The sequence below is a fragment of the Methylobacterium sp. E-041 genome (assembly GCF_022829665.1).
Lineage (GTDB): Bacteria > Pseudomonadota > Alphaproteobacteria > Rhizobiales > Beijerinckiaceae > Methylobacterium.
In genome coordinates this window covers 90,719-116,157 of sequence record NZ_JAKSYQ010000088.1, presented here as the reverse complement: position 1 = coordinate 116,157, position 25,439 = coordinate 90,719, and the positions used below count along the sequence as shown (strand labels likewise).

Here is a 25,439-nt window from a genome sequence, read left to right as displayed (position 1 = left end):
CGAAGGAGTAGTCGACCTTCAGGCCGAACAGGAACTGGTCCGGGTTGCCGAACGGGCGCCGCACCAGCGGGCTGTCGCCGGAGGAGCCGAGGATGCGCGAGTAGCCGGCGTAGCCGGTATAGGCCCAGGTCGCGTCCTGGGACGCCTGCCGCTCCGCAGGCGGCGCGTCCCGCCACCGGGGCCGCGCGTCCTGCGCCTGCCGCCGCACGGCCGCCGCTGACCGCGCGTCCGACCCCGGCCGAGCCGCGCAAGACCATCACCGCGGACGTGCGCAAGCCGCAGAACCTGAACTTCATGGCGCGCCCCGCCCCGGCGCCCGAGCCCGAGAAGAGCGCGAGCCCGACCACCGCGGCACGGCCCGCAGGAACCGCTGCGCGTCCGGCCGGCCGCCCGGCGGCGAACGAGGACGAGAGCGAGACCAAGCGCGTCATCCGCCGTCCCGGCATGCCGCTGAAGATCATCACGCCGCCGAAGACGCCCAAGCAGCCCGGCGGCGACCGCAACCGCGGCCGCCTGACCATCGCGACCGCGACGTCCGGCGAGGACGAGCGCACCCGCTCGATCGCCTCCTTCCGCCGTCGCCAGCAGCGCATGAGCGGAAGCCGGCAGGTCGAGCAGAAGGAGAAGCTGTCGCGTGAGGTGACGATCCCGGAGACGATCACGATCCAGGAGCTCGCCAACCGCATGTCGGAGCGGGCGGTCGACGTGATCCGCCTGCTGATGAAGCAGGGCGAGATCCACAAGATCACCGACGTGATCGACTCGGATTCGGCGCAGCTCATCGCCGAGGAGATGGGCCACACCGTGCGCCGCGTCGCCGAGTCGGACGTGGAAGAGGGCCTGACCTCCGACGAGCCGGATCTCGACGAGGATCTCGATCCCCGTCCCCCGGTCGTCACGATCATGGGCCACGTCGACCACGGCAAGACGTCGCTCCTCGACGCGATCCGCAAGGAGAACGTGGTCGAGGGCGAGGCCGGCGGCATCACCCAGCACATCGGCGCCTATCAGGTCGCGTCGCCGTCGGGCGACATGATCACCTTCATCGACACCCCCGGCCACGCGGCCTTCACCTCCATGCGCGCCCGCGGCGCCAAGGTGACGGACATCGTCGTGCTCGTGGTGGCGGCCGACGACGGCGTGATGCCCCAGACGATCGAGGCGATCCAGCACGCCAAGGCGGCGGGCGTTCCGCTGATCCTGGCGATCAACAAGATCGACAAGCCCGAGGCGAACCCGCAGCGGGTCCGCACCGAGCTGCTCCAGCACGACATCCAGGTCGAGTCGATGGGCGGCGAGACGCTGGAGTTCGAGGTTTCGGCCAAGACCGGCGACGGCCTGCCCGATCTGCTCGAGGGCCTGCAGCTGCAGGCCGAGATCATGAACCTGCGCGCCAACGAGAAGCGCGACGGCGAGGGCACGGTCATCGAGGCCAAGCTCGATCGCGGCCGCGGCCCCGTCGCGACCGTGCTGGTGCAGCGCGGCACCCTGTTCACCGGCGACATCGTCGTCGCCGGGGCCGAATGGGGCCGCGTCCGCGCGCTCATCGACGACCAGGGCGAGAACATCCAGTACGCGGGACCGTCGGTCCCGGTGGAGGTCCTCGGCTTCAACGGCACGCCGGATGCCGGCGACCGCGTGATCGTGGTGCCGAGCGAGGCCCGCGCCCGCGAGGTCACGGAGTATCGTGCCCGGACGAAGCGCGAGCGCCAGAACGCCCGCACCGGCGGCGCCAATCGCTCGCTCGTCGACATGATGCGCGACCTGAAGGAAGGCGCCGGCCGCAAGGAGCTGCCCGTCATCATCAAGGGCGACGTGCAGGGCTCGGTCGAGGCGATCTCGGGCGCGTTGGAGAAGCTCGGCAACGACGAGGTCTCGGCCCGGATCCTGCTCGCCGGCGTCGGCGGCATCACCGAGTCGGACGTGACCCTCGCGACCGCCTCGAAGGCGGTGGTGATCGGCTTCAACATCCGCGCCCACAAGGAAGCGCGGGAGCTCGCCGAGCGCAACGACGTCGAGATCCGCTACTACAACATCATCTACGACCTCGTGGACGACATCAAAGCGACCCTGTCGGGCATGCTGCCTCCGACGCTCCGCGAGGAGCGCCTGGGCGAAGCCTTCATCCAGGAGATCTTCGAGGTCTCGAAGGTCGGCAAGGTCGCCGGTTGCCGCGTCTCCGACGGCGTGGTCCAGCGCGGCGCCCATGTCCGCCTGATCCGCGACAGCGTGGTGATCCACGAGGGCAAGCTCTCGACCCTGAAGCGCTTCAAGGACGACGTGAAGGAAGTCACGTCGGGCCAGGATTGCGGCATGGCGTTCGAGAACTTCGAGAACATGCGCGCCGGCGACACCATCGAGTGCTACCGGGTCGAAGAGATCCGCCGCACGCTCTGATCGCGTTCGACAGCGCATCGACACGGCGGCCGCGGCTCCTGCCGCGGCCGTCTTTTTTCGTACTCCAGTCCTGCCTCGTCTGCTCGACGACCCGGTGCCGGACCGCAGAAGACAATGGCTCAGAAACCCAACCCGAACGGCCCCACCCAGCGCCAGCAGCGCGTCGCCGAGCTCGTGCGCCACGCGCTGGCCGAGGTGCTCCAGCGCGGCGACATCCAGGATCCGGTCCTCGGCACCCACGTGGTGACCGTGCCGGAAGTTCGGATGTCGCCCGACCTCAAGCTCGCCACCGCCTACGTGATGCCGCTCGGCGGCATGGACGAGGCGCCGGTGATCGCCGCGCTCGAGCGCAACCGCAAGGCGCTCCGGCAGGAGGTGGCCCGGCGGGTGAACCTCAAATTCGCCCCCGAGCTGCGCTTCCTGCGCGACGACACGTTCGACGAGGCCGCGCGGATCGACGCGCTGCTGCGCAACGAGCGCGTCCAGCGCGACCTCGACAAGGGAGTGCCGGACGAGGACGACGCGGAGGTCGGCGGGGGGCGCCCGTGAGGGTCGGCCCCGACCCGATCGAAGACGCCATCGCGGCGCGGCACCGGCAGGCGGGCGCGCACCGATCCAGATTCCGTTTCGCCGATTGACGTAAAAAAGCATGATGCCGACCGAGGTTTCCATGAACGACGTCCCGACCTCCGAGCATCCGGTCTCCGCGCCCGAGATGCCGTCTTCGGGCGAGCGCCGCAGCGAGGAGGGCCGTCGCCCGTCCCGCGGCGGTCCGCGGCCCGACCGGCCGAAGAAGCGCGACGTGTCGGGCTGGGTCATCCTCGACAAGGGCGTCGGCATGACCTCGACGCACGCGGTCGCGGTGGTGAAGCGCGCCTTCAACGCCAAGAAGGCGGGGCATGCCGGCACCCTCGATCCGCTGGCATCCGGGATCCTGCCGATCGCGCTCGGCGAGGCCACCAAGACCGTCCCCTTCGTGATGGACGGCCGCAAGGCCTACCGCTTCACCGTGAGCTGGGGCATCGAGACCGACACCGACGACGCCGAGGGCCGCCCGGTGGCGACGAGCGAGGACCGCCCGACCCGCGCGGCGGTCGAGGCCGCCCTGCCGAGCTTCGTCGGCGCGATCGAGCAGGTGCCGCCGCGCTACTCGGCGATCAAGATCCAGGGCGAGCGCGCCTACGACCTCGCCCGCGACGGCGAGGTGGTCGAGCTGGTGGCGCGTCCCGTCCAGATCGATCGCCTCGCGGTGGTCGAGCACGAGACCGACCGCACGGTGATCGAGGCCGAGTGCGGCAAGGGCACCTACGTGCGGGCGCTCGCGCGCGACCTCGGGCGCATGCTCGGCTGCCGCGGCCACGTCTCGGCTCTGCGCCGCACCCGGGTCGGGCCGTTCGCGGAGGCCGATTCCTGCAACGTCGCCGGGCTTGACGCCGCCGGGCCCGAGGGCAGCCTCGCCCACCTGATGCCGGTCGAGACCGCTCTCGACGCGATCCCCTCCGTCTCGGTCTCGCGCGACATGGCGATGCGCCTGATGCGCGGCCAGTCGGTGATCCTGCGCGGCCGCGACGCGCCGGTCGAGGGCAAGATCTTCGCGACCTGCGGCGGCATCCTCGTCGCGGTGGGCGACGTCGAGCGCGGCGAGCTGGTGCCCCACCGGGTGTTCCACCTCGGCGGAACGGCCGCCGGCCGGGCATCCTGACGTCGATGGCGTGAACCGGGGCGGTGTGGTTTGCGCCTCTTCCCTCCCCCCGCAGAGGGGGGAGGGAAAGCGCGGATGGAATAACCGTCGGTGATGCTACTCTCCGCGGTCCACCTTCGCCGCCGCGCGGTCCCGCCGGATGCCGCGCCTGAGCGCGACGAGCTGCCAGATCGCCAGCCCGAGGGCGAGCGCGAAGACCAGCCCGATGTCGAAGGCGGCGAAGAGCGGGTCGCTCACGCCGGCTCGCGCCCCGTCGCCTCACGCTCGCGCAACGCCTCAATCATCTCGAGCACCCGCACCGCCTGGCCCGGGATGTCCCACCAGGGGCGGGCCAAGGGCGTGCGCGTCGGCACGGCCTCGATGAGGTAGGCGGTCTCGGGCAGGCTCGGCGCGTCGCGCTCGGTGCCGCCACCGAGCGGCAGCGCGGCGCGGGCGAGCAGCTGCAGCTTTCGCCCCGCCCCGACGCGGGCGCGCCGGGTGACGCTGTCGAACCCGTTCCGGACGATCTCCGTACCGATCTCGGCATAGATCAGGCGCGCGGCCCGAATCGCCGGACGGCAGGCGAGCGGCAGGCCGCCGATGCCGGCCTCCGAGCGGGCGTAGAGCACGTCCGCGGCGGCGAGCAGCCGGGCGACCACGTCGCGCAGCGCGTCCGTCGCGACCGGCTCGGCCAGGAACGCGTCCGGATCGATGCCGGCCTCATCGAGCCAGTCGAGCGGCAGGTAGAGGCGGCCGGCCCGCGCATCCTCGCCGACGTCGCGGGCGATGTTGGTGAGCTGCATCGCCACGCCGAGGTCGCAGGCCCGCGCCAGCACGTCGGCATCGCGCACGCCCATGATCAGCGTCATCGTCGCGCCGACGGAGGCCGCGACGCGGGCGGCGTAGGCGCAGAGCGCGCTCAAGGTCGCGTAGCGCCGCCCTTCGGAGTCCCAGGCGAGGCCTTCGAGCAACGCCGCCGGCAGCGCCTGCGGGATCGCGTGGTCGGCGACGACGTCGGCGAGCGCCCGGTCGGCGGCATGGTCGGCGGGGTGGCCGGCATGGATGCGCGCGAGCCGCGCATCGAGCCGAAGCACCGCCCCGGGCGCCGCGCCGGCCTCCGCGTCGTCGACGAGATCGTCCGACAACCGGCAGAAGGCGTAGAGCCCGTAAGCCGCGCGCCGGACGCGCGGCGGCAGCAGGTGTGCGGCGGCGTAGAAGCTGCGCGACCCCGCCCGGATCGCGGCGCGGCAGGCGGCGTGGTCGGCCTCCGACGCGTGCGACGAGGCCGGGCGCAGGGCGGCCAGGAACGCGGCCGGAAGCGACTCAGGCGAAGACGCGCGCATCGGGAACCACCGTATCGAGGACGCGGGCCGTGGACAGGACGCCGGGCAGGCCGGCGCCGGGATGGGTTCCGGCGCCGACGAGGAACAGGTTGCGCACGTCTTCCGAGGCGTTGTGCGGACGGAACCACGCCGACTGCGTCAGCACCGGCTCCAGCCCGAAGCCGGAGCCGCGGAAGCTCAGGAAATCGTCGCGGAAATCCTGCGGCGTCGTCACCTTCGAGGTGACGAGCTCGGCCGAGAGGCCCGGCAGCACGGTCGCCTCAAGGGACGCCTCGATGAGCCGGCGGTAGGGCTCGGCGAGCGCCGCCCAATCCTGGCCGCCGGCGAGGTTCGGCACCGGCGAGAGCACGTAGAACGCGTCGCATCCCGGCGGCGCCAGCATCGGGTCGGTCTCGGTCGGCCGGTGGAGATAGAGCGAGAAGTCGTCGGCGAGGTGCTTCCTGCGGAAGATGTCGTCGATCAGCGCGCGGTAGCGCGGCCCCATCAGGATGGTGTGGTGGGCGACGTCCGGATATTTCCGCTTCGTTCCGAAGTACCAGACGAACAGGCCCATGGAGGAATGGGCCTTGTCGACCTTGCGATCGGTCCAGCGCCGTCTGGCGGATGCCGGGATCAGATTGCGGTAGGTGTGGGCGGAATCGGCGTTCGAGACGACGATGTCGGCGGCGATCGTCGTGCCGTCGGCCAGGCGCACGCCGGTGGCCGCGCCGCGGGCGACGGTGATCTCGGCGACCTCCGCGTCGCAGTGCAGGGCGCCCCCCTGCCCCGCGATCAGGCCGACGAGGCCGTTGACGAGGCGGCCGGTGCCGCCCATGGCGAAGTGCACGCCCCAGCGCCGCTCGAGATGGGCGATCAGGCAGTAGATCGCGCTCGCCCGGAACGGGCTGCCGCCGATCAGCAGCGGGTGGAAGCTGAAGATGGTCCGCAGGCGCTCGTCGCGGATGTACTTCGCCACCACGTCGTAGACGCTGCGGTGGCCGCCGAGCCGCACGAGGTCCGGCGCGATCCGCAGCATGTCCCGGATGCGGCCGAAGGGCACGTGGCCGAGCTCTTCGAAGCCGACGCGGAAGATGGCCTCGCTCTGCGCCATGAAGCGCTCGTAGCCGGCGACGTCGGCGGGCGAGAACTTGGCGACCTCCGCCCGCATGGCGGCCAGGTCGCCGGAATAGTCGAAGGTGGCGCCGTCGTCGAACCGGATGCGGTAGTAGGGCCGCATCGGCACCAGGGTGACGTCGTCCGCCATGCGCCGCCCGCACAGCGTCCACAGTTCCTCGAACAGGAACGGCGCGGTAACGATGGTCGGGCCGGCGTCGAAGGTGAAGCCGTCCTGCCGGTGGACGCGGGCCCGCCCGCCCGGCTTGTCGAGCCGTTCCAGCACCGTGACCCGGTAGCCGCGGGCACCGAGGCGGATCGCGGCGGCGAGCCCGCCGAAACCGCTGCCCACGACGACGGCGTGGGGCCGGCGATCCGCATGTGTCAACGGTACCGACGCATCGAGTGTCAACATGGTTTGACACTAAGGTCGATTGCCGACCTCAGGCAAGGGCCTTTCTGAGGCTCGGGCGGACCGCGGCGCCTCGGCTGCGGTCAGGGCGTCGAACTCCGCGAGGATCGCCGCAGTGACGCGCTCGGGCGCTTCCTCGTGCGCGAGGTGGCCGAGGCCGCGCATCAGCTCGACGCGGGCATCGGGCAGGCGGTCGCGCACCGCGAAGGCGGTGTCGGGCGCGATCGCCTTGTCGTCGGAGCCGACGACGAGCAGCGTGCGGACGCCGAGCCGCGGCAGCGCGCGGTCAAGGGCGTCGAGGTTCCAGTTCGCCATCATGCCGAGCGCTCCGGCGACGTGGGCGGGCTTCCGGAACAGGCGGCGATAGAGGTCGAGCCCGACGGGGTCGATGCGCGAGCCGGTGCCCTGGATCAGCCGCTGCACCGCGGCGCGGTCCGCCGTCCAGGCGAAGATCTTCGGCGTCATCCGATTGAGGAACAGCATCCGCGCCATGCTTGGGAACAGGATCGAGGCAAGACCTGGGAACGGCTTGAGGGCGCCGTTCAGCGCCACCAGCAGCCTCGGCGATAGCCGCGCGTCGAGGCAGGTCCGGGCCAGGATCGCGGCGCCCGCCGAATGGCCGACCGCCACGACCGGCCTCACGTCGAGCTGCGTCGTCAGGTCGGCCAGGGCGGACGCCATGCCGGGAAGCGACAGGCGGCCGGCCGGCAGCGGATCGGTGAAGCCGTGGCCGGGCAGGTCCGGCGCGATCACGCGGAAGCGCCCGGCCAAGGCCGGCATCAGCCCGCGCCAGGAATGCGTCGCCGCGCCCGTCCCGTGGACGAGGAGCAGCACGGGGGCGTCGGCCGGCCCCATCGCCTGCACGTGCCAGCGCAGGCCGGAAGCCTCGACGAAGCGGCTGGCGTCGCGATGCGGCCAGTCGCGCCCGTCGCGCTCCCAGTCCGGGCGGTCCTCGGACATGCGTGTCATGGTTTCCTGAAGGACCTGGTTTCCTGAAGGACCTGCCGATGCGAGCCGTCACGCCGCCGCGCCCGCCGCCCGCACCGCGGCGCTGAGCTTGCGGGCGTCGGCCTGCGGCAACGGGAGATAGCGGGCGCCCATCGCCTCGGCCAGGGCGCGCGCCGAATCCTGCGGGCGCGGCGCGGTGTCGATCAGGATCGCGGAGAACGCCGCCGCGCGGAAGCGCCGGGCCGCGGCGAGCGCGTCCTCGGCGGCGCGCGGCCGGCCCGGTGCGCCGGCGCGGTCGACGTTGGCGCGCCCGTCGGTGAGCAGCACGACGACCGGGGTGCCGCCGCCGCGGCGGACGGCGAGCGCCACGTCGGCCGCCGCATCGAGCCCCGCGGCCAGCGGCGTGCCGCCGCCGCCGGGCAGCTCGGCGAGCTCGCGCTTGGCCCGCACCAGCGAGCGGGTCGGCGGCAGCACGAGCTCGGCCGCCCGGCCGCGGAAGGCGACGAGCGCCACCCGGTCGCGGCGGACATAGGCCTCGGCCAGCAGCAGCTCGACCGCCCCCTTCGCCTCGGCGAGCCGCTCGATCGCCGCCGAGCCGGAGGCGTCGACCGCGAAGATCGTCGTGCTCTCGGTCCGCTGGCGAAAGCGCGTGATCCGAAAATCCTCCGGCCGCACCAGGATCGCCCGGGCGTCGCCCGCTTCGGCCTCGGATCGCCGGAGGGCCTGCCACGGGGCGGCGGCGCGCAGGGTCGCCAGCAGCGCCAGGCGCCCGCGGCGCGGGTCGCCGGGGCGCGTGCCGATCGGCCGGCCCTGCCGCGCGGCGGAGGCGGCGGCCCCGGCCCTGCCCGCCTTGCCGCCGCGCGCCGGCGCCTGCCCGGCGGCCAACGCCGCGAGCATGCCTGGCGGGATCGCCGCGCGTGCCGCCGCGAGCACGACGTCGTCGAGATTCGGCGATTCGGCCTGCTGCTCCGAGCCCGCCGCGTCCCCGTCGGGCTCCGGCGGGTTCTCCTCCTGCGGCGATCCGCGATCGTCGGGGGGCGGTTCGGAGGCTTCGGCGGGTTGCTCGGGAACCGGCATCCGCGTCGCCCGCGGGCCGAGCACGAGGGCTGCTGCCTCGACGAGATCTCGTTCCGCGAGCCCATCCCGTCCGTCGCGGGCGGCGATCAGCCGGGCGATCCGCACGGCGAGCAACGGCCCGCGCAGGGACGTCACGCCGAGGGCATCCGCGGCGGCGCAAAGCGCAGGGATGGCGTCGGACGCGTCGTCCGGTTCAGGCGTGGGTCGGGAGCGGTCGGGAGCGGTCGCGCCTCTCCCCACCTCCTCTTCCCTGCCGAAGAGCCCGCGCGCCTTCCCTCCCCCCGACGGATCTCGGGCCTGCCCGAGATCCGCACCCTGTGTGCCCAAGTCGGGCAGGCCCGACTTGGGTGCGGGGGAGGGTGGGCCTCGCGTGAGCGAGGGTCGGGAGAGGGGAGCGCGCTGTCCGGAAGCGTCGCTCCCCTCTCCCGACCCGCTTCGCGGGCCACCCTCCCCCGCAGAGGGGGGAGGGAAAAGCGGTTCCTGCGATCGCCGTTCGGGGTGGGCGGATGCGAAAGCCGTTCCAGAAGAATGGCGTTCTGCGGAACGCGCCCGTCGCAACCCCCGAAGGTCCGCCGCGTCATGCCCGGGCGGAGCATCCTCGATCTCCCGCAGCCCGAAGGCGCGCAGATCCACGTCGAAGGCGAGGCGCTCGGTGAGCGCGCTCGGCGGCGCCTCGTCGTCGAGCCCCTCGTCGAGCAGCACCAGGCCGAAGCGGGCGGGCCGCGTCTCGCAGAAACCGTCGCGCGCGACCGTGATCGTGCCGGTGTCGAGCGCCGCGGCGAGACGAGCCGCCGTGCCGGGCGACAGGCGCTCGGCCATCGGCACGACGACGAGGCCGCCGTCGGCCTCGGCCAGGAGGCCCGCCTGGGCCACCGGGCGGCCGGCCGACAGGGTCGCGGCGAGGTCGAGGCCGCCGAGCAGGCGGTCGTCGCCGATGCCGGGCGGGCAGCGCCGGACGGGGGTGCCGGGCGCGAGGCGGTCCGTCAGGTGCCGCAGCCACGCCTCGCGGACCGGGCCCGGCCCGGCGCGCAGGCGGATGCCGACGCAGGCCTGCGGATCGGCCGCCAGCAGCGAAGCGGCGCGGAGCGCCTCGGCCCAGCGGCCCTCGCCGGGCGCGAGCGTCACGCCAGCACGTCGGCGACCGCCCGCGCCACGCGGGCGGTGGAGCCGGCCTCGTCGAGCGGGTTGCGGCGCAGGCGATGGCGCAGCGCCGCCGGCGCGATCCGGCGGACATGGTCGATCGTCACGTCGTCCGCGCCGTCGAGCGCCGCCAGCGCGCGGGCGGTGCGCATCAGGGTGAGCTCGCCGCGCAGGCCGTCGGTGCCGAGCGCCACGCAGAGCCTCGCGCAGGCCTCCAGCACCGCGTCGGGGATCGTCACGGCACTCAGCCGTTCGCGGGCGAGCGTGATCTGCTTGGCCTGCGCCCGCTCGGCCTTGGCGTAGGTGGCGCAGAACGCTTCCGGATCGCGCTCGTAGGCGTCGCGGCGGCGGACCACGTCGATGCGGGTCGCGATGTCGGTGGGCGTCGCCACCTCGACGGCGAGGCCGAACCGGTCGAGGAGCTGCGGCCGCAGCTCGCCCTCCTCCGGGTTGCCGGAGCCGACGAGCACGAAGCGCGCCGGGTGGCGGATCGACAGGCCCTCGCGCTCGACGGTGTTGACCCCGGAGGCCGCCACGTCGAGCAGCAGGTCGACGAGGTGGTCCTCCAGCAGGTTAACCTCGTCGATGTACAGGAAGCCGCGGTTGGCCCGCGCCAGCAGCCCAGGCTCGAACGCCTTCTCGCCGAGCGCCAGCGCCCGCTGCAGGTCGAGCGCGCCGACCACCCGGTCCTCGGTGGCTCCGAGCGGCAGGTCGACCACCGGCACCGGCACGAGCGCGCTCTTGCGCTCCGCCTGGCCACGGCAATGCGGGCACGATTCGGCGGGTGCGGCCGGATCGCAGGCATAGGGGCAGCCGACGACCGCGCGCATCCGCGGCAGCAGACCGGCCAGCGCCCGGATCGCGGTGGACTTGCCGGTGCCGCGATCCCCGAACACCAGCACGCCCCCCACCGACGGATCGACCGCCGCGATCAGCAGCGCCCGACGCATCTCGTCCTGGGCGACGATGGCGGTGAAGGGGAAGGTGGTCACGCGCTGGGGCACTCGCGATTGCGAAGAGGTTGTCACGCCGATCCGTGGCTGGGGAGGTGCGGCGCGATCGGCGCGATCGGCGCGATCGAGAATGGCACCCTGGCCTTCGAAACGCACGGGCAGTTCCCTTCTTCCGATGCGACTCGTCAGGGCCGCACGCTATGCAGGGTCAGGCGCGGGTCCCCTCTCCCCATGGAAGAGGGGGCCCCGCAGTGCTTCGGACGCACCATCCGGCGCCGTCACGCAGAGGCGTCGGAATTCGGTAGGGCCCGAGGACGCGGAGAAACTCGCCGCACGGATTGTCGGCGGCGTGTCCCCTACTCCGCCGCCACCCGCTCCAGCCCGATCCGGCCCCAGATCGCGGCCAGCGCCCCGACGAGGTGGTCGATGTCGGCGTCCGTGTGCAGGGGCGACGGGGTGATGCGCAGGCGCTCGGTGCCGCGGGCGACGGTCGGGTAGTTGATCGGCTGCACGTAGATGCCGAACTCGTCGAGCAGGGTGTCGGAGATCGCCTTGCACAGCACCGGATCGCAGACCATCACCGGGACGATGTGGCTGTCGTTGGGCAGGGTGGGGATGCCGGCGGCGTCCAGGCGCTCGCGCACCCGCTGCACCCGCTCCTGGTGCCGTGCGCGCTCGATGTTGCTCCGCTTGAGGTGGCGGATGCTGGCGGCCGCGCCCGCCGCCACCGCCGGCGGCAGCGAGGTGGTGAAGATGAAGCCCGAGGCGAAGCTGCGGACGAAGTCGCACAGCGTCTCGTTCGCGGTGATGTAGCCGCCATGCACCGCGAAGGCCTTGCCCAGCGTGCCCTCGATCACGTCGAGGCGGTGGGCCAGCCCCATGCGCTCCGAGATGCCGCCGCCGCGCGCGCCGTAGAGGCCGACGGCGTGGACCTCGTCGAGGTAGGTGAGCGCGCCGTGCGCCTCGGCCACGTCGCAGATCTCGTCGATCGGCGCGATGTCGCCGTCCATCGAGTAGACCGATTCGAAGGCCACGAGCTTCGGCCTGCCGGGCTCGATCATCCGCAGCTTGCGGTCGAGGTCCTCCGGGTCGTTGTGGCGGAAGATCTGGCGCTCGGCGCGCGACGCCCGGATGCCCTCGATCATCGAGGCGTGGTTCTCGGAATCCGAGAGGATGACGCAGCCGGGCAGCTTGGCGCCGAGGGTGCCGAGCGCCGCCCAGTTCGAGACGTAGCCGGAGGTGAACAGCAGGGCAGCCCCCTTGCCGTGGAGGTCGGCGAGTTCGCGCTCCAGCAGCACGTGGTAGTGGTTGGTGCCGGAGATGTTGCGGGTGCCGCCCGCGCCCGCGCCGCAGCGGTCGAGCGCCGCGTGCATGGCGGCGAGCACGTCCGGGTGCTGGCCCATCCCGAGATAGTCGTTCGAGCACCAGACCGTGACGGGCTTCTCGCCCTCGGGGCTGTGATGGGTCGCGTGCGGGAAGCGCCCGGCCTGACGTTCGAGATCGGTGAAGACGCGGTAGCGCCCCTCCCGGTGCAGGTTCTGAAGCTCGGCGCCGAAGAACGCGTCGTAATCCATCGCTCGTCTCCCCGTCCTCGTTTCGATCGCGCGGGTTCTCCCGCGTCAGGCTGCGTCGCGCCGGGCCGGCTCGGCCGGCGCCTGTGTCGGTCCGGCCGCGGCGGAGGCCGCGAGCTTCACCTTTGTCGGGACGGCCGCGACCTTCGGCGGGAGGCTCCAGTTCCAGAGGGCGGCCGCGGGGAGCGGCAGCATCAGGAACCAGTGCTCGAGGGTCGCCAGGCCCATCAGCGTGGTGAGGATGGTGAAGCCGACCATCGCGTGCGGCGTGATCGGCTCGGCGAGCGCCGCCTGGCCGAGCAGCACGACGATCACGGTGGCGACGCTGACCGACACCGGGAACAGCAGGTTCATCGGCCGCTTCGTCAGGTAGCAGCCGAGATAGGCCAGATGGTCGGGCAGGAACTCGGCGTTGAGGTTGCGCACCCCGAGGAACAGGTTGAGCCGGGCGCTGAGGTTCATCCCCCACAGCACGCAGTAGGTCCACAGGGCCAATCTTTGCGGGGTGTTCCAGGTGAGCGCCAGGATCGCCAGCGCGCCGAGAACGATGGCGAATTCGTGCCACAGGCTCGTCGCCACCGCCGCCCGGAACTTCTCGACGCCGCGGGCGCCGGGCCGGCAGGCCTCCGGCCGCGGGCCGGTGACGAAGCCCATGTAGTAGCTCATCTCCTGCCAGCCCCAGACCAGCAGCGCGCCGGTGAAGGCGGTGTAGGCCCCCGTCTCGGTCACATCGCCGGCGCTCGTGCCGATCGCGTAGAGCGCCGCCAGCAGCACCGCGGTGCCGGCGGCCATGCTCCACGGGAAGGTGCGGCGCGGCAGATGGTCGAGCAGGATGATCACCCCGGTGGAGAACCACCAGATCGCCACCGCATAGAGGGCCGGGACGGCGTAGGGCGACATCGCCGGCCCGCTACCACACCGGCTCGAGGCGGATGTCGGCGGGCATCGCGTTGTCGAGGGTCGGCAACAGGTAGAGCCTGCCGAAGGTGATCGCGGCCCGCGCCACCTGTACGCCACGCTTCAGCGTGCCGGCGACGCCGCCCTGCGCCCGCGCCTCGGCGATCTTCACCGAGCAGTCGAGCAGGGTGTCGAGCCGCTGCTTGAACTTCGGGTTGTCGAGGTCGAGCGTCAGCGGGAAGGTCTGCTTCGAGATCTCGGAGGTGATGCGGAAGACCGTGAAGTCGTACTCGGACGGGTCGACCCCGAGGGCGGCGTGGAAGGCCGGCCGGCAATGGTCGCGGACGTACATCGTCGCGAACACCGCCAGCAGGAAGAACTTGATCCAGTAGCGGTTCAGCCCCTGCGTCAGCTTCGGGTTGGCGCGCATCAGCAGCGCGAAGGCCTCGCCGTGGCGGAACTCGTCGTTGCACCACTTCTCGAACCACTTGAAGATCGGGTGGATGCGCCGCTCGGGGTGCTTCTCCAGCTCGCGGAAGATGGTGATGTAGCGCGCGTAGCCGATCTTCTCGGACAGGTAGGTTGCGTAGAAGATGAACTTCGGGCGGAAGAACGTGTACTTCTTCGACTTCGTCAGGAAGCCCAGATCGACGCCGATGCCGAAATCCTTCAGCGTGTCGTTGATGAAGCCAGCGTGGCGCGCCTCGTCGCGGCTCATGAAGCCGAACAGCTCCTTGATGTCCTTGTTCTTGGCGCGCTTGCGCATCTCGGCGTAGAGGACGCAGCCCGAGAACTCGGCGGTGATCGACGAGACCAGGAAGTCGAGGAACTCCTTCCGGAGTTCGGGCTCCATCTGCGACAGGTCGCAGTCGAAGTCGGCGTTGCGGGTGAAGTGGCGCTTGTTCGGGTCGGAGCGCAGCTCCTCGATCAGCACGTCCCACTCGGCCCGGACCGGTTCGACGTTCGTGCGGTCGAGCTCCGCGAAATCGGTGGTGTAGAAGCGCGGGCTGAGGAAGGTCGTCTCCTGCGCGGACTTGGTCGATTCGTTGACCGGGCGGGTGGGCAGCGGATGCCTGACGGGAGCGTTCAAAGCTTCCTCCTCTCGCTGAAGCTGACTTCGTAGAGCTCGGTCAGCTCGAGATGGCCGGCGAGCTTGGTCCAGAGCCGCTCGATCCGGCCGGCCCGCGTCACCGTCGCGGTGCGGCGGACGACGAGGCGCTCGCCGTAGGGCACCGAGGTCGGCGCGTCGTGGACCTGCACCTCGTCGCCGGGCTCGATCTCGAAGTCGGCGTCGAGGCTGACATGGGCGTGCAGGCTCTCGGGGGTCTGCTCGATCTCGACGGTGCAGGGCACCTCGACCGTGCGGCGGCCGTTCAGGAATCCGATCATCGCGGGACGCTCACGTCGGGAAGGGCGTTGCCGGGTAGGAGCTTGGCGAAGGCGAGCGCGTTGGTCGGGCCGAAGGCGCCCATGTTGACGCTGCGCCCCGTGGTCTCGTCGATCAGGGCGAGCGAGCCGTCGTCGTAGCGGGTCAGGCGGAACGGCTCGGCCGGGGTCAGGCCGGCGCGCAGGCGGGACTGGCCGAAGCTGCGCAGGGTCGCGCGGACGAAGTTGTCCTGGCCGGGCTCGATGGTCTCGATCAGCCGCGCATCGGCGGCGTCCTCGATCCGGATCGACCCGTCCGGGCGGTCCAGCACGCGCAGGGCGACGGAGGCGACGGGATTCCCGCCGGGGTTTCCGCTGAGGCCGATCCGCTCGGTGCGCCCGACCACCACCGCCAGCATGGTGAAGCCGAGGAGCGCCCCGGCTCCGATCAGTGCGAGCGCCGGGATCGGCCCGCCCTCCGCCACCTCGCCCATCGGCTTCCCTCACCGTCTGCCCGGACCGGTCGTCGGGGCGGCACCGCTCGGTGTCCGGCCACGTCGCCGTTTCCTTGGCTTCACGTTAACCCGTGTCAAGCACGCTTGACAATCCTCATTTTGGATTTTTCGGGCGGGTTTTTCGAGGGGGCCGGCAAAGTCCTGTTCGCGAAAGACTTTTTTGCGAAAAGCGAACGCCCGCCCCGGCGGTTCGGCCGGGACGGGCGGGGTGATGTCTCGTCCGCGCGGCTCCGCGGAGGCTCGGGCCGGTCAGCGCGCTCCGACGGCGACGAGGCGCGGCTTGCGCGCCGCGTTCTGCGGGCGGGCGACGAGCAGCGGCAGCGCGGACTCTTCCTCGGGCGCCCGCGCCGCGACGATCGCCCGGGCGAGGATGGCGGCCACCTCGCCTGCGTTCGGGACGGAGCGGAGCATCGGCTGCGGCTCGGTCACGCGCCAGGGGCGGGCATGCGGCCACAGGTGCAGGTAGGCGACGCGGGTGCCGGCGCTCAGCCGGAGCGGCAGGTCGCCGGTGCCGTCGGCGAAGCTGTGCAGGGCGGCATCCTCCACCTGCGCGAGCGGCAGGTTGAAGGTGACCGGCAGCGCGATGCCGATCCGCATCACCACGCGGTGGTTCGTGATGGTGTAGGTCGTGGTCCAGGAGGCGAGCCAGCCGAGGCCGCCGACGACGGCCAGCGCGGCGGCGCAGGCGGCGAAGGTCGGCCACGAGGCTTCGAGGCCCGCCAGCACCGCGCCGTCGAGGGCCGCCGGCAGGATGGTCCAGGCGGCCAGCACGCCGAACCACAGCACCACGAACCCGCCGTGCATCGGGCGGGCGGCCATGCCGAAGGCGGTCGGCCGGCCCTGCCACAGGATGTGCTCGCCCGGCGGCAGCGCCTCGGGCAGGCCCTCGGGGATCCGGTCGTCGCGGACGGTGTCGTCCGAGGGCGTATCGTGGGTCCGGCGGCCGCTCATAGCAGGGTCTCCGCGCGCTGGGGCGTGGCGTACAGGGTGCCGGCGCCGAAATAGGCGATGATCTTCTCCTCCTCGAGGAGGGTCACCGCGTCGGGGTCGGCGTGGGGCGGGATGTCCGAGAACTGCCGGGCGAGCAGCGCCTCAGTCTTCACGGTGCGCGAGAACCGCCCCGTGCGGCAGAAGGTGACCGGCATCAGCACGCGGCGTCCGCCGGCGCCGAGATCGACCTCGTAGTAGCGGGCGAAGCTTTCGCCGCGGTCGACCCAGATGTCGGACACCGTTCCGGCGATCTGGCTGTCGGCGCCGAACACGCTCATGCCGATCGGGTTGGGGCCGTCCTCGTGGACCATGAAATGCGTCGCGACCCGCAAGGGGACGATCCGCTTCTGGCCGTCGAAGGTGTGGTCGAACGCGTCGTCGCGGCTGACCCAGGAGCCGGGGCCGACATGGGCGAACATCGGGTCGGCGCCGGTCGGCTCCAGCGGGGCGCCCGGCCAGGGCTCGCGCTTGCTGCCGAGGTAGTTGCGGTCGGGCCTGGTGTCGGCCTGCGGCGCCTGCTTGATCTTGCCGTCGGCGAGGTGGAACAGCTTCGGCGTCGGGATCAGGATCGGGTCGGGGCGCTTGAGGGTGCCCGTCACCTCGGCCTCGAGGGGATAGCCCTCGCGCCGGTCCTCGCGCCGGAGCCAGAAGACCAGGCCGAAGAAGAACAGGAAGAAGGCGTACAGGACGATCTGCGCGACGTCGACGTAGCCGGTGAGTGCTCCCGTGGGCAGTGCTCCTGGTGGCATGGCGATCTCCCGAGCTTCAGGTGGAGGAGGTGGACAGGGCGACGCGGGGCCTGCCCCGCGCCGCCGGTTGCGGGCTGCGGTCCCGGACCAGCGGGCCGATCGCGACCAGCGTCGCGAACAGCAGCGCGATCTCGATGTGGTAGACGACGAGGTAGCCGATCGAGGGATCGCTCATGCCCTCGCCGAGCGCCCCCGAGACGGCGAGCGCCGAGCCGACGTCCCGCACGATGCCGCTGCCGGCGATGGCGAGGCCGGCCGCCGACGCCTGGACCGCGCCCCAGGCGCCGAGCGCGAGCCCGGTATCCTCCGGCCCGGCCTTCGCCATGGAGGCGGTGAGCGTGCCGTGGGCGAACAGGCCGCCGCCGCAGCCGATCAGGCTGACGCCGGCCGCGAAGACCTGCGTCGAGCCGAGCGGGGCCGCGAACACGACGCAGGAGAAGGCGAGGATGCCGATCACGGCACCCGCCGCCGCCACCCGGAACGGGTCGCCGCCCCGGTTGAGCCAGCGCGCCGCCGCCAGCAGCCCGAGGCCGCCGCCGGCCGCCAGCATCGCGGTCAGCGCCGTGGTCGCGCCGACCGAGAGGTGCAGGATCTGCCCGCCATAGGGTTCCAGCAGGATGTCCTGCATCGAGAAGGCGGCGGTGCCGAGCCCGGTGGCGACGAGGCGGCGCCGCGCCAGCCCCTGCCCCGCATAGGCCGCCCAGGATTCGGAGAAGCTCGGCTGCGCCGCGTCGCGGGCGCGGTCGGGGTCGCGCGCCTCCTGCTTCCACAGGGCCAGCCCGTTGAGCACGATGGTGACGAGGGCCGTGCCCTGGATCACTTGGATCAGCCGCACCTTCGAGAAGTCGGCGAGCAGCAGGCCGAAGGCGACCGCGCTGACCATCATCCCGACGAGCAGCATGACGCAGAGCAGCGCGACGACCTTGGGCCTTGCATGGGCCGGTGCGAGGTCGGTGGCGAGGGCGAGCCCCACCGTCTGCGTGGTGTGGAGGCCGGCGCCGACCAAGACGAAGGCGAGCGCGGCGGCGACCTGCCCGGCCCACATCGGGCCGGTGGTGTCGCCCGACAGCAGCAGCAGCGCGAACGGCATGATGGCGAGCCCGCCGAACTGCAGCAGCGTGCCGAACCAGATGTAGGGGACGCGGCGCCAGCCGAGCACCGACCGGTGCGTGTCCGAGCGGAAGCCGATCAGCGCCCGCAAGGGGGCGAAGATCAGCGGCAGGGACAGCATCAGCGCGACGACCCAGGCCGGCACCTCCAGCTCGACGATCATGACGCGGTTGAGCGTGCCGATCAGCAGCACCGCGGCCATGCCGACGGTGACCTGGAACAGCGACAGCCGCATCAGCCGCCCGAGCGGCAGCTCCTTCGTCGCCGCGTCGGCGAAGGGGAGGATCGACGGCCCGAGGGCCGCGACGTGCCGGATCAGGCGGAGGCCGAGCTTCATCGGCGGCACCGCGCCAGCTCGATCGCGTTCGAGAGGTAGAAGCCGCTGTTGACGCGCTGCGTGCGCGTCAGCGCGAACTCGGCCAGCGCCGGCTCCCGGCCGATCCGCTTGGCCAGCGCGCCCAGCGTGATCGGCACGATCGCCGGCGCCCGGTCGGCCCTCGGGAACAGCGTGCCGGCGGCGTGCATCGCGGTGAGCAGGGCGGTGCGGGGCGCCACCGTGAACACCACCGACCCGTCCGTGCGCGCGCCGAGCGCGGCGAGCGCCCGGGCGATGTCGGCGGCGCCGTAATGGATCAGCGAATCCATCGCCACGACGTGGTCGAAGCGGCCGAGGCTCGGATCGAGCATGTCGCCGACCCGGAAGTCGATCGACCCGCCGCCCGCGATCGGCCCGGCGCGCTCGGCCGCGAGGCCGACCAGCGTCGCCGACACGTCGATGGCGACGACCTCGGCGCCGCGGCGCGCGGCCTCCAGGCTGAGCGCCCCGGTGCCGCAGCCGGCATCGAGGATGCGCCGGCCGATCAGGTCGTCGGGCAGCCAGGACAGAAGCTGAGCCCGCATCGTGTCGCGACCCGCCCGCACCGTCGCGCGGATCTTCGAGACCGGTGCGTCGGAGGTTAGCCGCGCCCAGGCCTCGACCGCGGTGCGGTCGAAGTAGGTGGTGAGCTGCGAGCGGCGCTCGGCGTAGGATGCGCTGGTCATCACGAGACCCCTCAATCAAATCCCAGGAACTCGAAGAGGTCGCGGTCCTTCATCGGGATCGCGGAGAGCGGCTTGCCGCCGGCGTAGAGGTAGGCGGCCAGCCGCATGTACTCGGCCTTCACGGCCTCCAGCTCCGGCGTCTCGTCCATCTCGAACAGGGTCGACTTCTTCAGGCGCGAGCGCCGCACGACGTCGAGGTCGGGGAAGTGGGCGATGCGCTCCAGGCCGACGGCGGCGTTGAAGCGGTCGATCTCGTCGGTCTTGGCCGAGCGGTTGGCGATGACGCCGCCGAGCCGCACGGGGTAGTTCTTCGCCTTGGCGTGGATCGCGGCGACGATGCGGTTCATCGCGAAGATCGAGTCGAAGTCGTTGGCGGTGACGACCAGCGCCTGTTCGGCGTGCTGGAGCGGCGAGGCGAAGCCGCCGCAGACCACGTCGCCGAGCACGTCGAAGATCACCACGTCGGTGTCCTCCAAGAGGTGATGCTCCTTGAGGAGCTTCACCGTCTGGCCGACGACGTAGCCGCCGCAGCCGGTGCCGGCCGGCGGCCCGCCGGCCTCGACGCACATCACGCCGTTGTAGCCCTCGGCGACGAAGTCCTCGACGCGCAGCTCCTCGGAGTGGAACTGCACCGCCTCCAGCGCATCGATCACGGTGGGCGCCAGGCGCTTGGTGAGGGTGAAGGTCGAGTCGTGCTTCGGGTCGCAGCCGATCTGCAGCACCCGCTTGCCGAGCTTCGAGAAGGCGACCGACAGGTTCGACGAGGTCGTCGACTTGCCGATGCCGCCCTTGCCGTAGACGGCGAAGACCTTCGCCGTCGTGCCGATGGCGACGTCCAGCGAGACCTGGACGCTGCCTTCCGGCTCGCGGCGGGCGGCGACGGGGTTTCGAATCGCGATGTTCATGCCGCAACCTCCGCGGTGATGCCTTCGAGACGGTCCTCGAGCTCTTCCTCGGCGCGGGCGAGCGCGTCGCGCGTCGCCGCATCGGGAGTCCAGAAGCCGCGCTGGTGCGCCTCGATCAGCCGGTGCGCGACCTTGGCCGAGGCGGTGGGGTTGAGGGCGGCCATGCGCTCGCGCATGGCGGGGTCGAGGACGTAGGTCTCGGTGATGCGCTGGTAGATCCAGGGCGCGACGCCGTCGCTCGTGGCCGACCAGCCCATGGTGTTGGTGAGGTGCGCCTCGATCTGGCGGACGCCCTCGTAGCCGTGGCCGAGCATGCCCTCGGTCCATTTCGGGTTGAGCATGCGGGTGCGGGTCTCGAGCGAGACCTGCTCGGAGAGCGAGCGCACGGTGCCCTCGCCGCGGGTCTGGTCGCTGATGAAGATCGGCACCGCGGCGCCGCGGGCCTCGGCCACCGCCCGGCCCATGCCGCCGAGCCCGTCGAAGTAGTGGTCGACGCTCGTCACCCCGACCTCGACCGAATCGAGGTTCTGGTAGGCGAGGTCGACCTTGGCCAGCACGCTGCGCATCAGCGCGCGCTGCGGTGCCGGCTGGCCGGTGCGGCCGTAGGCGAAGCTCTTGCGGCGCGAGAAGGTCTCGGCGATCTCGTCCTCGTCCTCCCAGCGGCCGGACTCGACCAGCCCGTTGACGTTGGCGCCGTAGGTGCCCTCGGCGTTCGAGAACACCCGCAGCGCCGCGGTCTCGAGGTCGATGCCGTGCTCGACCTGATGCGCGAGGGCGTGCTTGCGGACGAAGTTGCGCTCCACCGGCTCGTCGGCGGTGGCGGCGAGGTAGGAGGCTTCGGCGAGGAGCTTCGTCTGGAGCGGCAGCAGGTCGCGAAAGATGCCGGACAGGGTGACGACCACGTCGATGCGCGGGCGGCCGAGCGTCTCCAGCGGGATCAGGGTCGCGCCGCAGAGCCGGCCGTAGCCGTCGAAGCGCGGCGCCGCACCGATGAGCGCCAGGGCCTGGGCGATCGGGCCGCCCTCGCTCTTGAGGTTGTCGGTCCCCCACAGCACCAGGGCGACGCTCTCGGGCAGGGCCGCGCCCTCGTCGCGGTGACGGGCGAGGATCCGGGCGACCTGCCGCGCGCCGTCGGCGACCGCGAAGGCCGAGGGCAGGCGGTAGGGATCGAAGCCGTGCAGGTTGCGTCCCGTCGGCAGCACGGCCGGGTTGCGCAGCAGGTCGCCGCCGGCCACCGGCGCGATGAAGCGCCCGTCCAGCGCCTTGAGCAGGCCAGCGACCTCGTGGTCGCGGGCGAGCAGCGCGTCGGTCTCGGCCAGCGACCGGAAGGCGGCGCGGTGGGTCTCGTCGAGAGGCAGGCCCGCGGCGGCGAGCGCCGCGTCGACCCCCTCGCCCGCCACGAGCGCCGCGATCCCGGCCCGCTCCGGCACGAGGTCGGCGGAGGCTTCGGCCAATGCCAGCAGCAGGTCGACCCGCTCCTCGGCCGGCGTGCCCTGCCCCACCACGTGCATCCCGTGCGGGATCAGGGTGTGCTCCAGCTCGTGCACCGCCTGGCCCAGCGCCTGGATGCGGGCGGCGAGGTCGTCCCAGGCCGACTCGGCCGGGGCCAAGTCGAGGGCGGCGGCCTGCGCCTGGACGAGCAGGCCGAGGTCGCGGCGCTCGGCTTCCGCCTCGGGCTCCAGGGCACGCCAGCGCTCGATCGAGGCCTTGAGGTCGATCAGGCCGCGATACAGCCCCGCCTGGGCGAGGCTCGGGGTCAGGTAGCTCACCAGCGTCGCGGCGGAGCGGCGCTTGGCGATCATCCCCTCGGAGGGGTTGTTGGCGGCGTAGAGGTAGACGTTCGGCAGCGGCCCGATCAGCCGCTCCGGCCAGCACGATTCGGACAGGCCGGTCTGCTTGCCGGGCATGAATTCGAGCGCGCCGTGGGTGCCGAAATGCAGCACCGCGTCGGCGCGGAAGTCGTCGCGCAGGTAGCGGTAGAAGGCCGAGAAGGCGTGGGTCGGCGCGAAGCCGCGCTCGAACAGCAGGCGCATCGGGTCGCCCTCGTAGCCGAAGCCGGGCTGCACGCCGACGAAGACGTTGCCGAACTGCGCGCCGAGGACGAAGAGGGCCGAACCGTTGCTGTTCTGGCGCCCCGGCGCGGGCCCCCACTGCGCCTCGATCTCGGACAGGTGCCGCTCGCGCCGGACGTGCTCCTCGGCGGGGATGCGGTGGTGGACGTTGGCCGGCGTGCCGTAGCGGGCGGAGTTGCCGGCGAGCACCGCGTTGCGCAGGTCGTCGACCGTGTCGGGCACCGCGACGTCGTAGCCGTCCGCCTTCATCGCCGTCAGGGTGTTGTGCAGCGACTGGTACACCGACAGGAACGCCGCCGTGCCGATCGAGCCGGCGTTCGGCGGGAAGCCGAACAGCACGATCGCCACCTTGCGCGCGGCCCGCGCGGTCCGCCGCAGGGCGACGAGGCGCTCGATGCGGGCGGCGAGCATGTCGGCACGCTCCGGGTGAACGCGCATGTCGCGGGCGTTCTCGCCCATCGACGCGCCGGAGCGGCCGCCGAACACCATCGGCGCGGTGGCGCCGTCGAGCTCGGGGATCGCGACCATCATCGTGGCCTCGACCGGCGAGAGGCCGCGGTCGGAGCCCTCCCACTGCTCCAGGGTCTGGAACTCCAGCGCGTGGGCGGCGAGGTAGGGCACGTCGAGGTCGGCGAGCGCCGTCTCGGCCGCCGCGGCGTCGTTGTACGCGGGCCCGCCGACCAGCGAGAACCCGGTGAGCGAGACCAGCGCGTCGATGGCCGGCCGGCCGTCGCGGCGGAAGAAGGCGTCCACCGCCGGGCGGTTGTCGAGGCCCGAGGCGAAGGCCGGCACCACCGCGAGGCCGCGGCCTTCGAGCGCCGCGATCACGCCGTCGTAATGGGCGGTGTTCCCGGCCAGCACGTAGGAGCGCATCACCAGCAGGCCGACCCGACCCTTCGCAGGGCCGCTCGAAGGCCCCTTGGGCATGGGGAGCGCGGCGAGCGACTCGCCGATGCGGCCCTTCATGCGCGGGTGGTAGAGGCCGGTCTCGGGATAGCTCAGCGGCGCGGGTGCGGCCGCGATCTCGCGCCAGGCGAGGCGCGGGCCGGCGGCGTAGCGCCCGACCAGGAAGTGCACGAGGTTGGCGATGTTCTCGTCCGAGCCCGAGAGCCAGTATTGCAGGGTGAGGAAGTAGGCGCGCACGTCCTGCGCCGAGCCGGGGATGAAGCGCAGGATCTTCGGCAGCTTGCGGATCATCGCCATCTGGCGGGCGCCGTTGCCCTGGGCGCCCGGCTTGCCGCGCAGCTTCTTCAGGAAGTCAAGGGCGCCGCGCTTGGTGCCGTCCATGTCGAAGCGGTTGAGGCGGGTGGTCTTCACCACCTCGCCGGCCGAGAGGCAGCCGATCATCGCGTCGCAGTGCGGGCGGCGGGCCAGCAGCGCCGGCAGCACGGCGCGGACGTGCTCGTCCATGAACAGCATCGTCGCGAGCACGATGTCGGCCCGGGCGATGTCGGCCTTGCAGGCGGACAGGCTCGCGGGCGCGGTGTCCCACTCGGCGGCGGCGTGGAAGTCGAGGACGAGGCCGGGCATCTCGCTGCGCAGCCGGAGGCGGGCGCGCTCGAGGGCGCTCGCCATGTGGTTGTCCATCGTCACGACGACGATGCGGAGCTCGGGCCGTTCAGCGACCGAAATGCGCTTTGGCATCGTACAAGGTCTCGACGGTGATGAGCGGCAGCGCCCGCTCCCTGGCGAAGGTTTCCGTGTTGGTGCGGGCTTTTCCTCGGACGAAGAACGGGATCTTCCGCAGCTCCTTCTCGGCCTCCACGGCCCAGGTCGGAGCGGTCGGGACGGCGAGCGTCACCGAGGTGACGGGCTCGGGAACCGGCGGGGCGGGCGCGGGCGCCCCGGCGGGGGCCTTGCCGCCGAGATGGGACGGGGCGCGGTCGTTGAACTCGGGGTCCTCGCGGAACATCCCGAGCAGGTGCTCCTCCAGGCCCATCATCAGCGGGTGGACCCAGGTGTCGAACAGGACGTTGGCGCCCTCGAAGCCCATCTGCGGCGAGTAGCGCGCCGGGAAGTCCTGGACGTGGACCGGCGCCGAGATCACCGCGCAGGGCAGCCCGAGCCGCTTGGCGATGTGACGCTCCATCTGCGTGCCGAGCACCAGCTCGGGGCCGGCCGCCTGGATCGCCGCCTCGACGTCGAGGTAGTCGTCGGAGATCAGCGCCTCGATGCCGTGGAGCGCGGCCTCCGCCCGGACCTCGCGGGCGAACTCGCGGCCGTAGGTGCCGAGGCCGACGACCCGGAACCCGAGCTCGGCCTTCGCGACGCGGGCGGCGGCGATCGCGTGGGTGGCGTCGCCGAAGATGAAGACGCGCTTGCCGGTGAGGTAGGTCGAGTCGACCGAGCGCGAATACCAGGGCGCGCGCGACGGCGCCCCGGCGAGCACCGGCGCCGGGTCGATTCCGGCCAGAGCCGCGACCTCCTCGACGAAGCGGATCGTCGCGCCGACGCCGATCGGCACCGTCTCGACCATCGGCTGCCCGAAGGTCTTCTGCAGATACTGCGCGGCCGCGCGCGCCACCTCCGGGTAGAGCACGACGTTGAAGTCGGCGTCCTTCAGGCGGCCGAGGTCGGCCGGGTTCGCGCCCATCGGCGCCACGACGTTGACGGCGATCCCGAGCCGCCCGAGCAGGCCGGTGATCTCGGCGAGGTCGTCGCGATGGCGGAAGCCCAGCGCCGTCGGCCCGAGGATGTTGCAGGACGGGCGCCGGCCCTCCGGCTTCGGCTCCAGGGACGGCGAGCCGGAAAGCCCGCGGACCAGCCGGTAGAAGGTTTCCGACGCGCCCCAGTTCTCCTTCTTCTGGTAGGCCGGCAGCTCCAGCGCGATCACCGGGATCGGCAGGTTCAGCGCCTTGGCGAGGCCGCCCGGATCGTCCTGGATCAGCTCCGCCGTGCACGAGGCGCCGACGATCATCGCCTGCGGCCGGAAGCGCTCGTAGGCGGCGGCGGCCGCGTCCTTGAAGATCTCGGCGGTGTCGGAACCGAGGTCGCGGGCCTGAAAGGTGGTGTAGGTGACCGGCGGGCGGGCGTCGCGCCGCTCGATCATCGTGAACAGCAGGTCGGCGTAGGTGTCGCCCTGCGGCGCGTGCAGCACGTAGTGCAGCCCCTCCATCGCGGTGGCGACCCGCATGGCGCCGATATGCGGCGGTCCTTCGTAGGTCCAGAGGGTGAGCTGCAT

Annotated in this window: 22 protein-coding genes; 3 read left to right on the top strand and 19 right to left on the bottom strand. The window is 72.2% G+C overall.

Going from position 1 to position 25,439, the window contains the following annotated elements; translation table 11 throughout:
• A partial coding sequence (locus MKK70_RS30830) for a MipA/OmpV family protein (protein WP_243946989.1) occupies positions 1–208 on the bottom strand: 208 nt, incomplete at its 3' end.
• Positions 209–267: 59 nt separating this feature from the next.
• Here MKK70_RS30830 and infB point away from each other — a divergent pair.
• The 3 genes from infB (at position 268) to truB (ending at position 4,099) form a co-directional block, all read left to right on the top strand.
• Positions 268–2,397, top strand: a complete 2,130-nt coding sequence (infB, locus tag MKK70_RS08875) for a translation initiation factor IF-2 (RefSeq protein ID WP_243946987.1) — start codon at positions 268–270, stop codon at positions 2,395–2,397.
• A gap of 114 nt (positions 2,398–2,511) precedes the next feature.
• On the top strand, positions 2,512–2,946 hold the full coding sequence (rbfA, locus tag MKK70_RS08870) for a 30S ribosome-binding factor RbfA (RefSeq protein ID WP_147728627.1): 435 nt from the start codon (positions 2,512–2,514) through the stop codon (positions 2,944–2,946).
• A 121-nt stretch (positions 2,947–3,067) separates the two neighbouring features.
• On the top strand, positions 3,068–4,099 hold the full coding sequence (truB, locus tag MKK70_RS08865) for a tRNA pseudouridine(55) synthase TruB (protein WP_147728626.1): 1,032 nt from the start codon (positions 3,068–3,070) through the stop codon (positions 4,097–4,099).
• A gap of 96 nt (positions 4,100–4,195) precedes the next feature.
• On the opposite strand, the gene MKK70_RS08860 is transcribed toward truB, so the two are convergent.
• The 18 genes from MKK70_RS08860 to bchB all read right to left on the bottom strand — a co-directional run bounded on the left by MKK70_RS08860 (position 4,196) and on the right by bchB (position 25,439).
• Positions 4,196–4,336 carry a hypothetical protein gene (locus tag MKK70_RS08860; protein WP_187274966.1) on the bottom strand — a complete coding sequence of 47 codons (141 nt, stop codon included), beginning with the start codon at positions 4,334–4,336 and terminating at the stop codon, positions 4,196–4,198.
• Positions 4,333–5,421, bottom strand: coding sequence for a phytoene/squalene synthase family protein (locus MKK70_RS08855; protein WP_147860308.1), 1,089 nt, complete (start codon positions 5,419–5,421; stop codon positions 4,333–4,335). Before MKK70_RS08855 ends, MKK70_RS08860 begins: the two co-directional genes overlap by 4 nt.
• The gene (locus MKK70_RS08850; RefSeq protein WP_147729376.1) at positions 5,402–6,928 is read right to left on the bottom strand and encodes a phytoene desaturase; all 1,527 of its coding nucleotides are present in this window, start codon (positions 6,926–6,928) and stop codon (positions 5,402–5,404) included. Before MKK70_RS08850 ends, MKK70_RS08855 begins: the two co-directional genes overlap by 20 nt.
• 9 nt (positions 6,929–6,937) lie before the next feature.
• Positions 6,938–7,885 (bottom strand): alpha/beta fold hydrolase BchO, encoded by a 948-nt coding sequence (gene bchO / locus MKK70_RS08845; RefSeq protein WP_243946985.1) that lies wholly within the window; start codon positions 7,883–7,885, stop codon positions 6,938–6,940.
• Positions 7,886–7,942: 57 nt separating this feature from the next.
• Positions 7,943–10,075 (bottom strand): VWA domain-containing protein, encoded by a 2,133-nt coding sequence (locus MKK70_RS08840; protein ID WP_243946983.1) that lies wholly within the window; start codon positions 10,073–10,075, stop codon positions 7,943–7,945.
• Complete coding sequence (gene bchI, locus MKK70_RS08835; RefSeq protein WP_243933293.1) at positions 10,072–11,082, bottom strand: magnesium chelatase ATPase subunit I; 1,011 nt, start codon at positions 11,080–11,082, stop codon at positions 10,072–10,074. Before bchI ends, MKK70_RS08840 begins: the two co-directional genes overlap by 4 nt.
• Positions 11,083–11,399: 317 nt before the next feature.
• Complete coding sequence (gene hemA / locus MKK70_RS08830) at positions 11,400–12,617, bottom strand: 5-aminolevulinate synthase (RefSeq protein ID WP_243946981.1); 1,218 nt, start codon at positions 12,615–12,617, stop codon at positions 11,400–11,402.
• Positions 12,618–12,662: 45 nt separating this feature from the next.
• Positions 12,663–13,514: a putative photosynthetic complex assembly protein PuhE gene (gene puhE / locus MKK70_RS08825; protein ID WP_243946979.1), complete on the bottom strand. Its 852-nt coding sequence runs from the start codon at positions 13,512–13,514 to the stop codon at positions 12,663–12,665.
• Between the two features lie 10 nt (positions 13,515–13,524).
• A complete protein-coding gene (gene acsF, locus MKK70_RS08820; RefSeq protein WP_243946999.1) occupies positions 13,525–14,577 on the bottom strand; it encodes a magnesium-protoporphyrin IX monomethyl ester (oxidative) cyclase in 1,053 nt (350 codons plus the stop codon).
• Positions 14,578–14,597: 20 nt separating this feature from the next.
• Positions 14,598–14,900 carry a hypothetical protein gene (locus MKK70_RS08815; RefSeq protein ID WP_187273562.1) on the bottom strand — a complete coding sequence of 101 codons (303 nt, stop codon included), beginning with the start codon at positions 14,898–14,900 and terminating at the stop codon, positions 14,598–14,600.
• Complete coding sequence (puhC, locus tag MKK70_RS08810; protein WP_147728029.1) at positions 14,897–15,370, bottom strand: photosynthetic complex assembly protein PuhC; 474 nt, start codon at positions 15,368–15,370, stop codon at positions 14,897–14,899. The genes MKK70_RS08815 and puhC overlap by 4 nt, the downstream gene beginning before the upstream one ends.
• A 270-nt stretch (positions 15,371–15,640) precedes the next feature.
• Positions 15,641–16,342, bottom strand: a complete 702-nt coding sequence (puhB, locus tag MKK70_RS08805; protein WP_243946977.1) for a photosynthetic complex putative assembly protein PuhB — start codon at positions 16,340–16,342, stop codon at positions 15,641–15,643.
• Complete coding sequence (puhA, locus tag MKK70_RS08800) at positions 16,339–17,115, bottom strand: photosynthetic reaction center subunit H (protein WP_147728032.1); 777 nt, start codon at positions 17,113–17,115, stop codon at positions 16,339–16,341. Before puhA ends, puhB begins: the two co-directional genes overlap by 4 nt.
• Before the next feature lie 31 nt (positions 17,116–17,146).
• Positions 17,147–18,577: a BCD family MFS transporter gene (locus MKK70_RS08795; protein ID WP_243946973.1), complete on the bottom strand. Its 1,431-nt coding sequence runs from the start codon at positions 18,575–18,577 to the stop codon at positions 17,147–17,149.
• Entirely contained in the window at positions 18,574–19,281 is a 708-nt protein-coding gene (gene bchM, locus MKK70_RS08790; protein ID WP_243946971.1) for a magnesium protoporphyrin IX methyltransferase, read from the bottom strand. Before bchM ends, MKK70_RS08795 begins: the two co-directional genes overlap by 4 nt.
• Positions 19,282–19,292: 11 nt before the next feature.
• Complete coding sequence (gene bchL / locus MKK70_RS08785) at positions 19,293–20,186, bottom strand: ferredoxin:protochlorophyllide reductase (ATP-dependent) iron-sulfur ATP-binding protein (RefSeq protein WP_147727570.1); 894 nt, start codon at positions 20,184–20,186, stop codon at positions 19,293–19,295.
• Positions 20,183–23,902, bottom strand: coding sequence for a magnesium chelatase subunit H (locus tag MKK70_RS08780; RefSeq protein WP_243946969.1), 3,720 nt, complete (start codon positions 23,900–23,902; stop codon positions 20,183–20,185). The genes bchL and MKK70_RS08780 overlap by 4 nt, the downstream gene beginning before the upstream one ends.
• Positions 23,877–25,439, bottom strand: a complete 1,563-nt coding sequence (gene bchB / locus MKK70_RS08775; RefSeq protein ID WP_243946962.1) for a ferredoxin:protochlorophyllide reductase (ATP-dependent) subunit B — start codon at positions 25,437–25,439, stop codon at positions 23,877–23,879. Before bchB ends, MKK70_RS08780 begins: the two co-directional genes overlap by 26 nt.

Excerpts from the sequence above, each read along its gene's own strand:
- rbfA (WP_147728627.1), top strand. The coding sequence starts at position 2,512 with ATGGCTCAGAAACCCAACCCGAACGGCCCCACCCAGCGCCAGCAGCGC.
- truB (WP_147728626.1), top strand. The coding sequence starts at position 3,068 with ATGAACGACGTCCCGACCTCCGAGCATCCGGTCTCCGCGCCCGAGATG.
- MKK70_RS08855 (WP_147860308.1), bottom strand. The coding sequence starts at position 5,421 with ATGCGCGCGTCTTCGCCTGAGTCGCTTCCGGCCGCGTTCCTGGCCGCC.
- MKK70_RS08850 (WP_147729376.1), bottom strand. The coding sequence starts at position 6,928 with ATGTTGACACTCGATGCGTCGGTACCGTTGACACATGCGGATCGCCGG.
- bchO (WP_243946985.1), bottom strand. The coding sequence starts at position 7,885 with ATGTCCGAGGACCGCCCGGACTGGGAGCGCGACGGGCGCGACTGGCCG.
- hemA (WP_243946981.1), bottom strand. The coding sequence starts at position 12,617 with ATGGATTACGACGCGTTCTTCGGCGCCGAGCTTCAGAACCTGCACCGG.
- puhE (WP_243946979.1), bottom strand. The coding sequence starts at position 13,514 with ATGTCGCCCTACGCCGTCCCGGCCCTCTATGCGGTGGCGATCTGGTGG.
- MKK70_RS08815 (WP_187273562.1), bottom strand. The coding sequence starts at position 14,900 with ATGATCGGATTCCTGAACGGCCGCCGCACGGTCGAGGTGCCCTGCACC.
- puhC (WP_147728029.1), bottom strand. The coding sequence starts at position 15,370 with ATGGGCGAGGTGGCGGAGGGCGGGCCGATCCCGGCGCTCGCACTGATC.
- puhB (WP_243946977.1), bottom strand. The coding sequence starts at position 16,342 with ATGAGCGGCCGCCGGACCCACGATACGCCCTCGGACGACACCGTCCGC.
- MKK70_RS08795 (WP_243946973.1), bottom strand. The coding sequence starts at position 18,577 with ATGAAGCTCGGCCTCCGCCTGATCCGGCACGTCGCGGCCCTCGGGCCG.
- bchM (WP_243946971.1), bottom strand. The coding sequence starts at position 19,281 with ATGACCAGCGCATCCTACGCCGAGCGCCGCTCGCAGCTCACCACCTAC.
- bchL (WP_147727570.1), bottom strand. The coding sequence starts at position 20,186 with ATGAACATCGCGATTCGAAACCCCGTCGCCGCCCGCCGCGAGCCGGAA.
- MKK70_RS08780 (WP_243946969.1), bottom strand. The coding sequence starts at position 23,902 with ATGCCAAAGCGCATTTCGGTCGCTGAACGGCCCGAGCTCCGCATCGTC.
- bchB (WP_243946962.1), bottom strand. The coding sequence starts at position 25,439 with ATGCAGCTCACCCTCTGGACCTACGAAGGACCGCCGCATATCGGCGCC.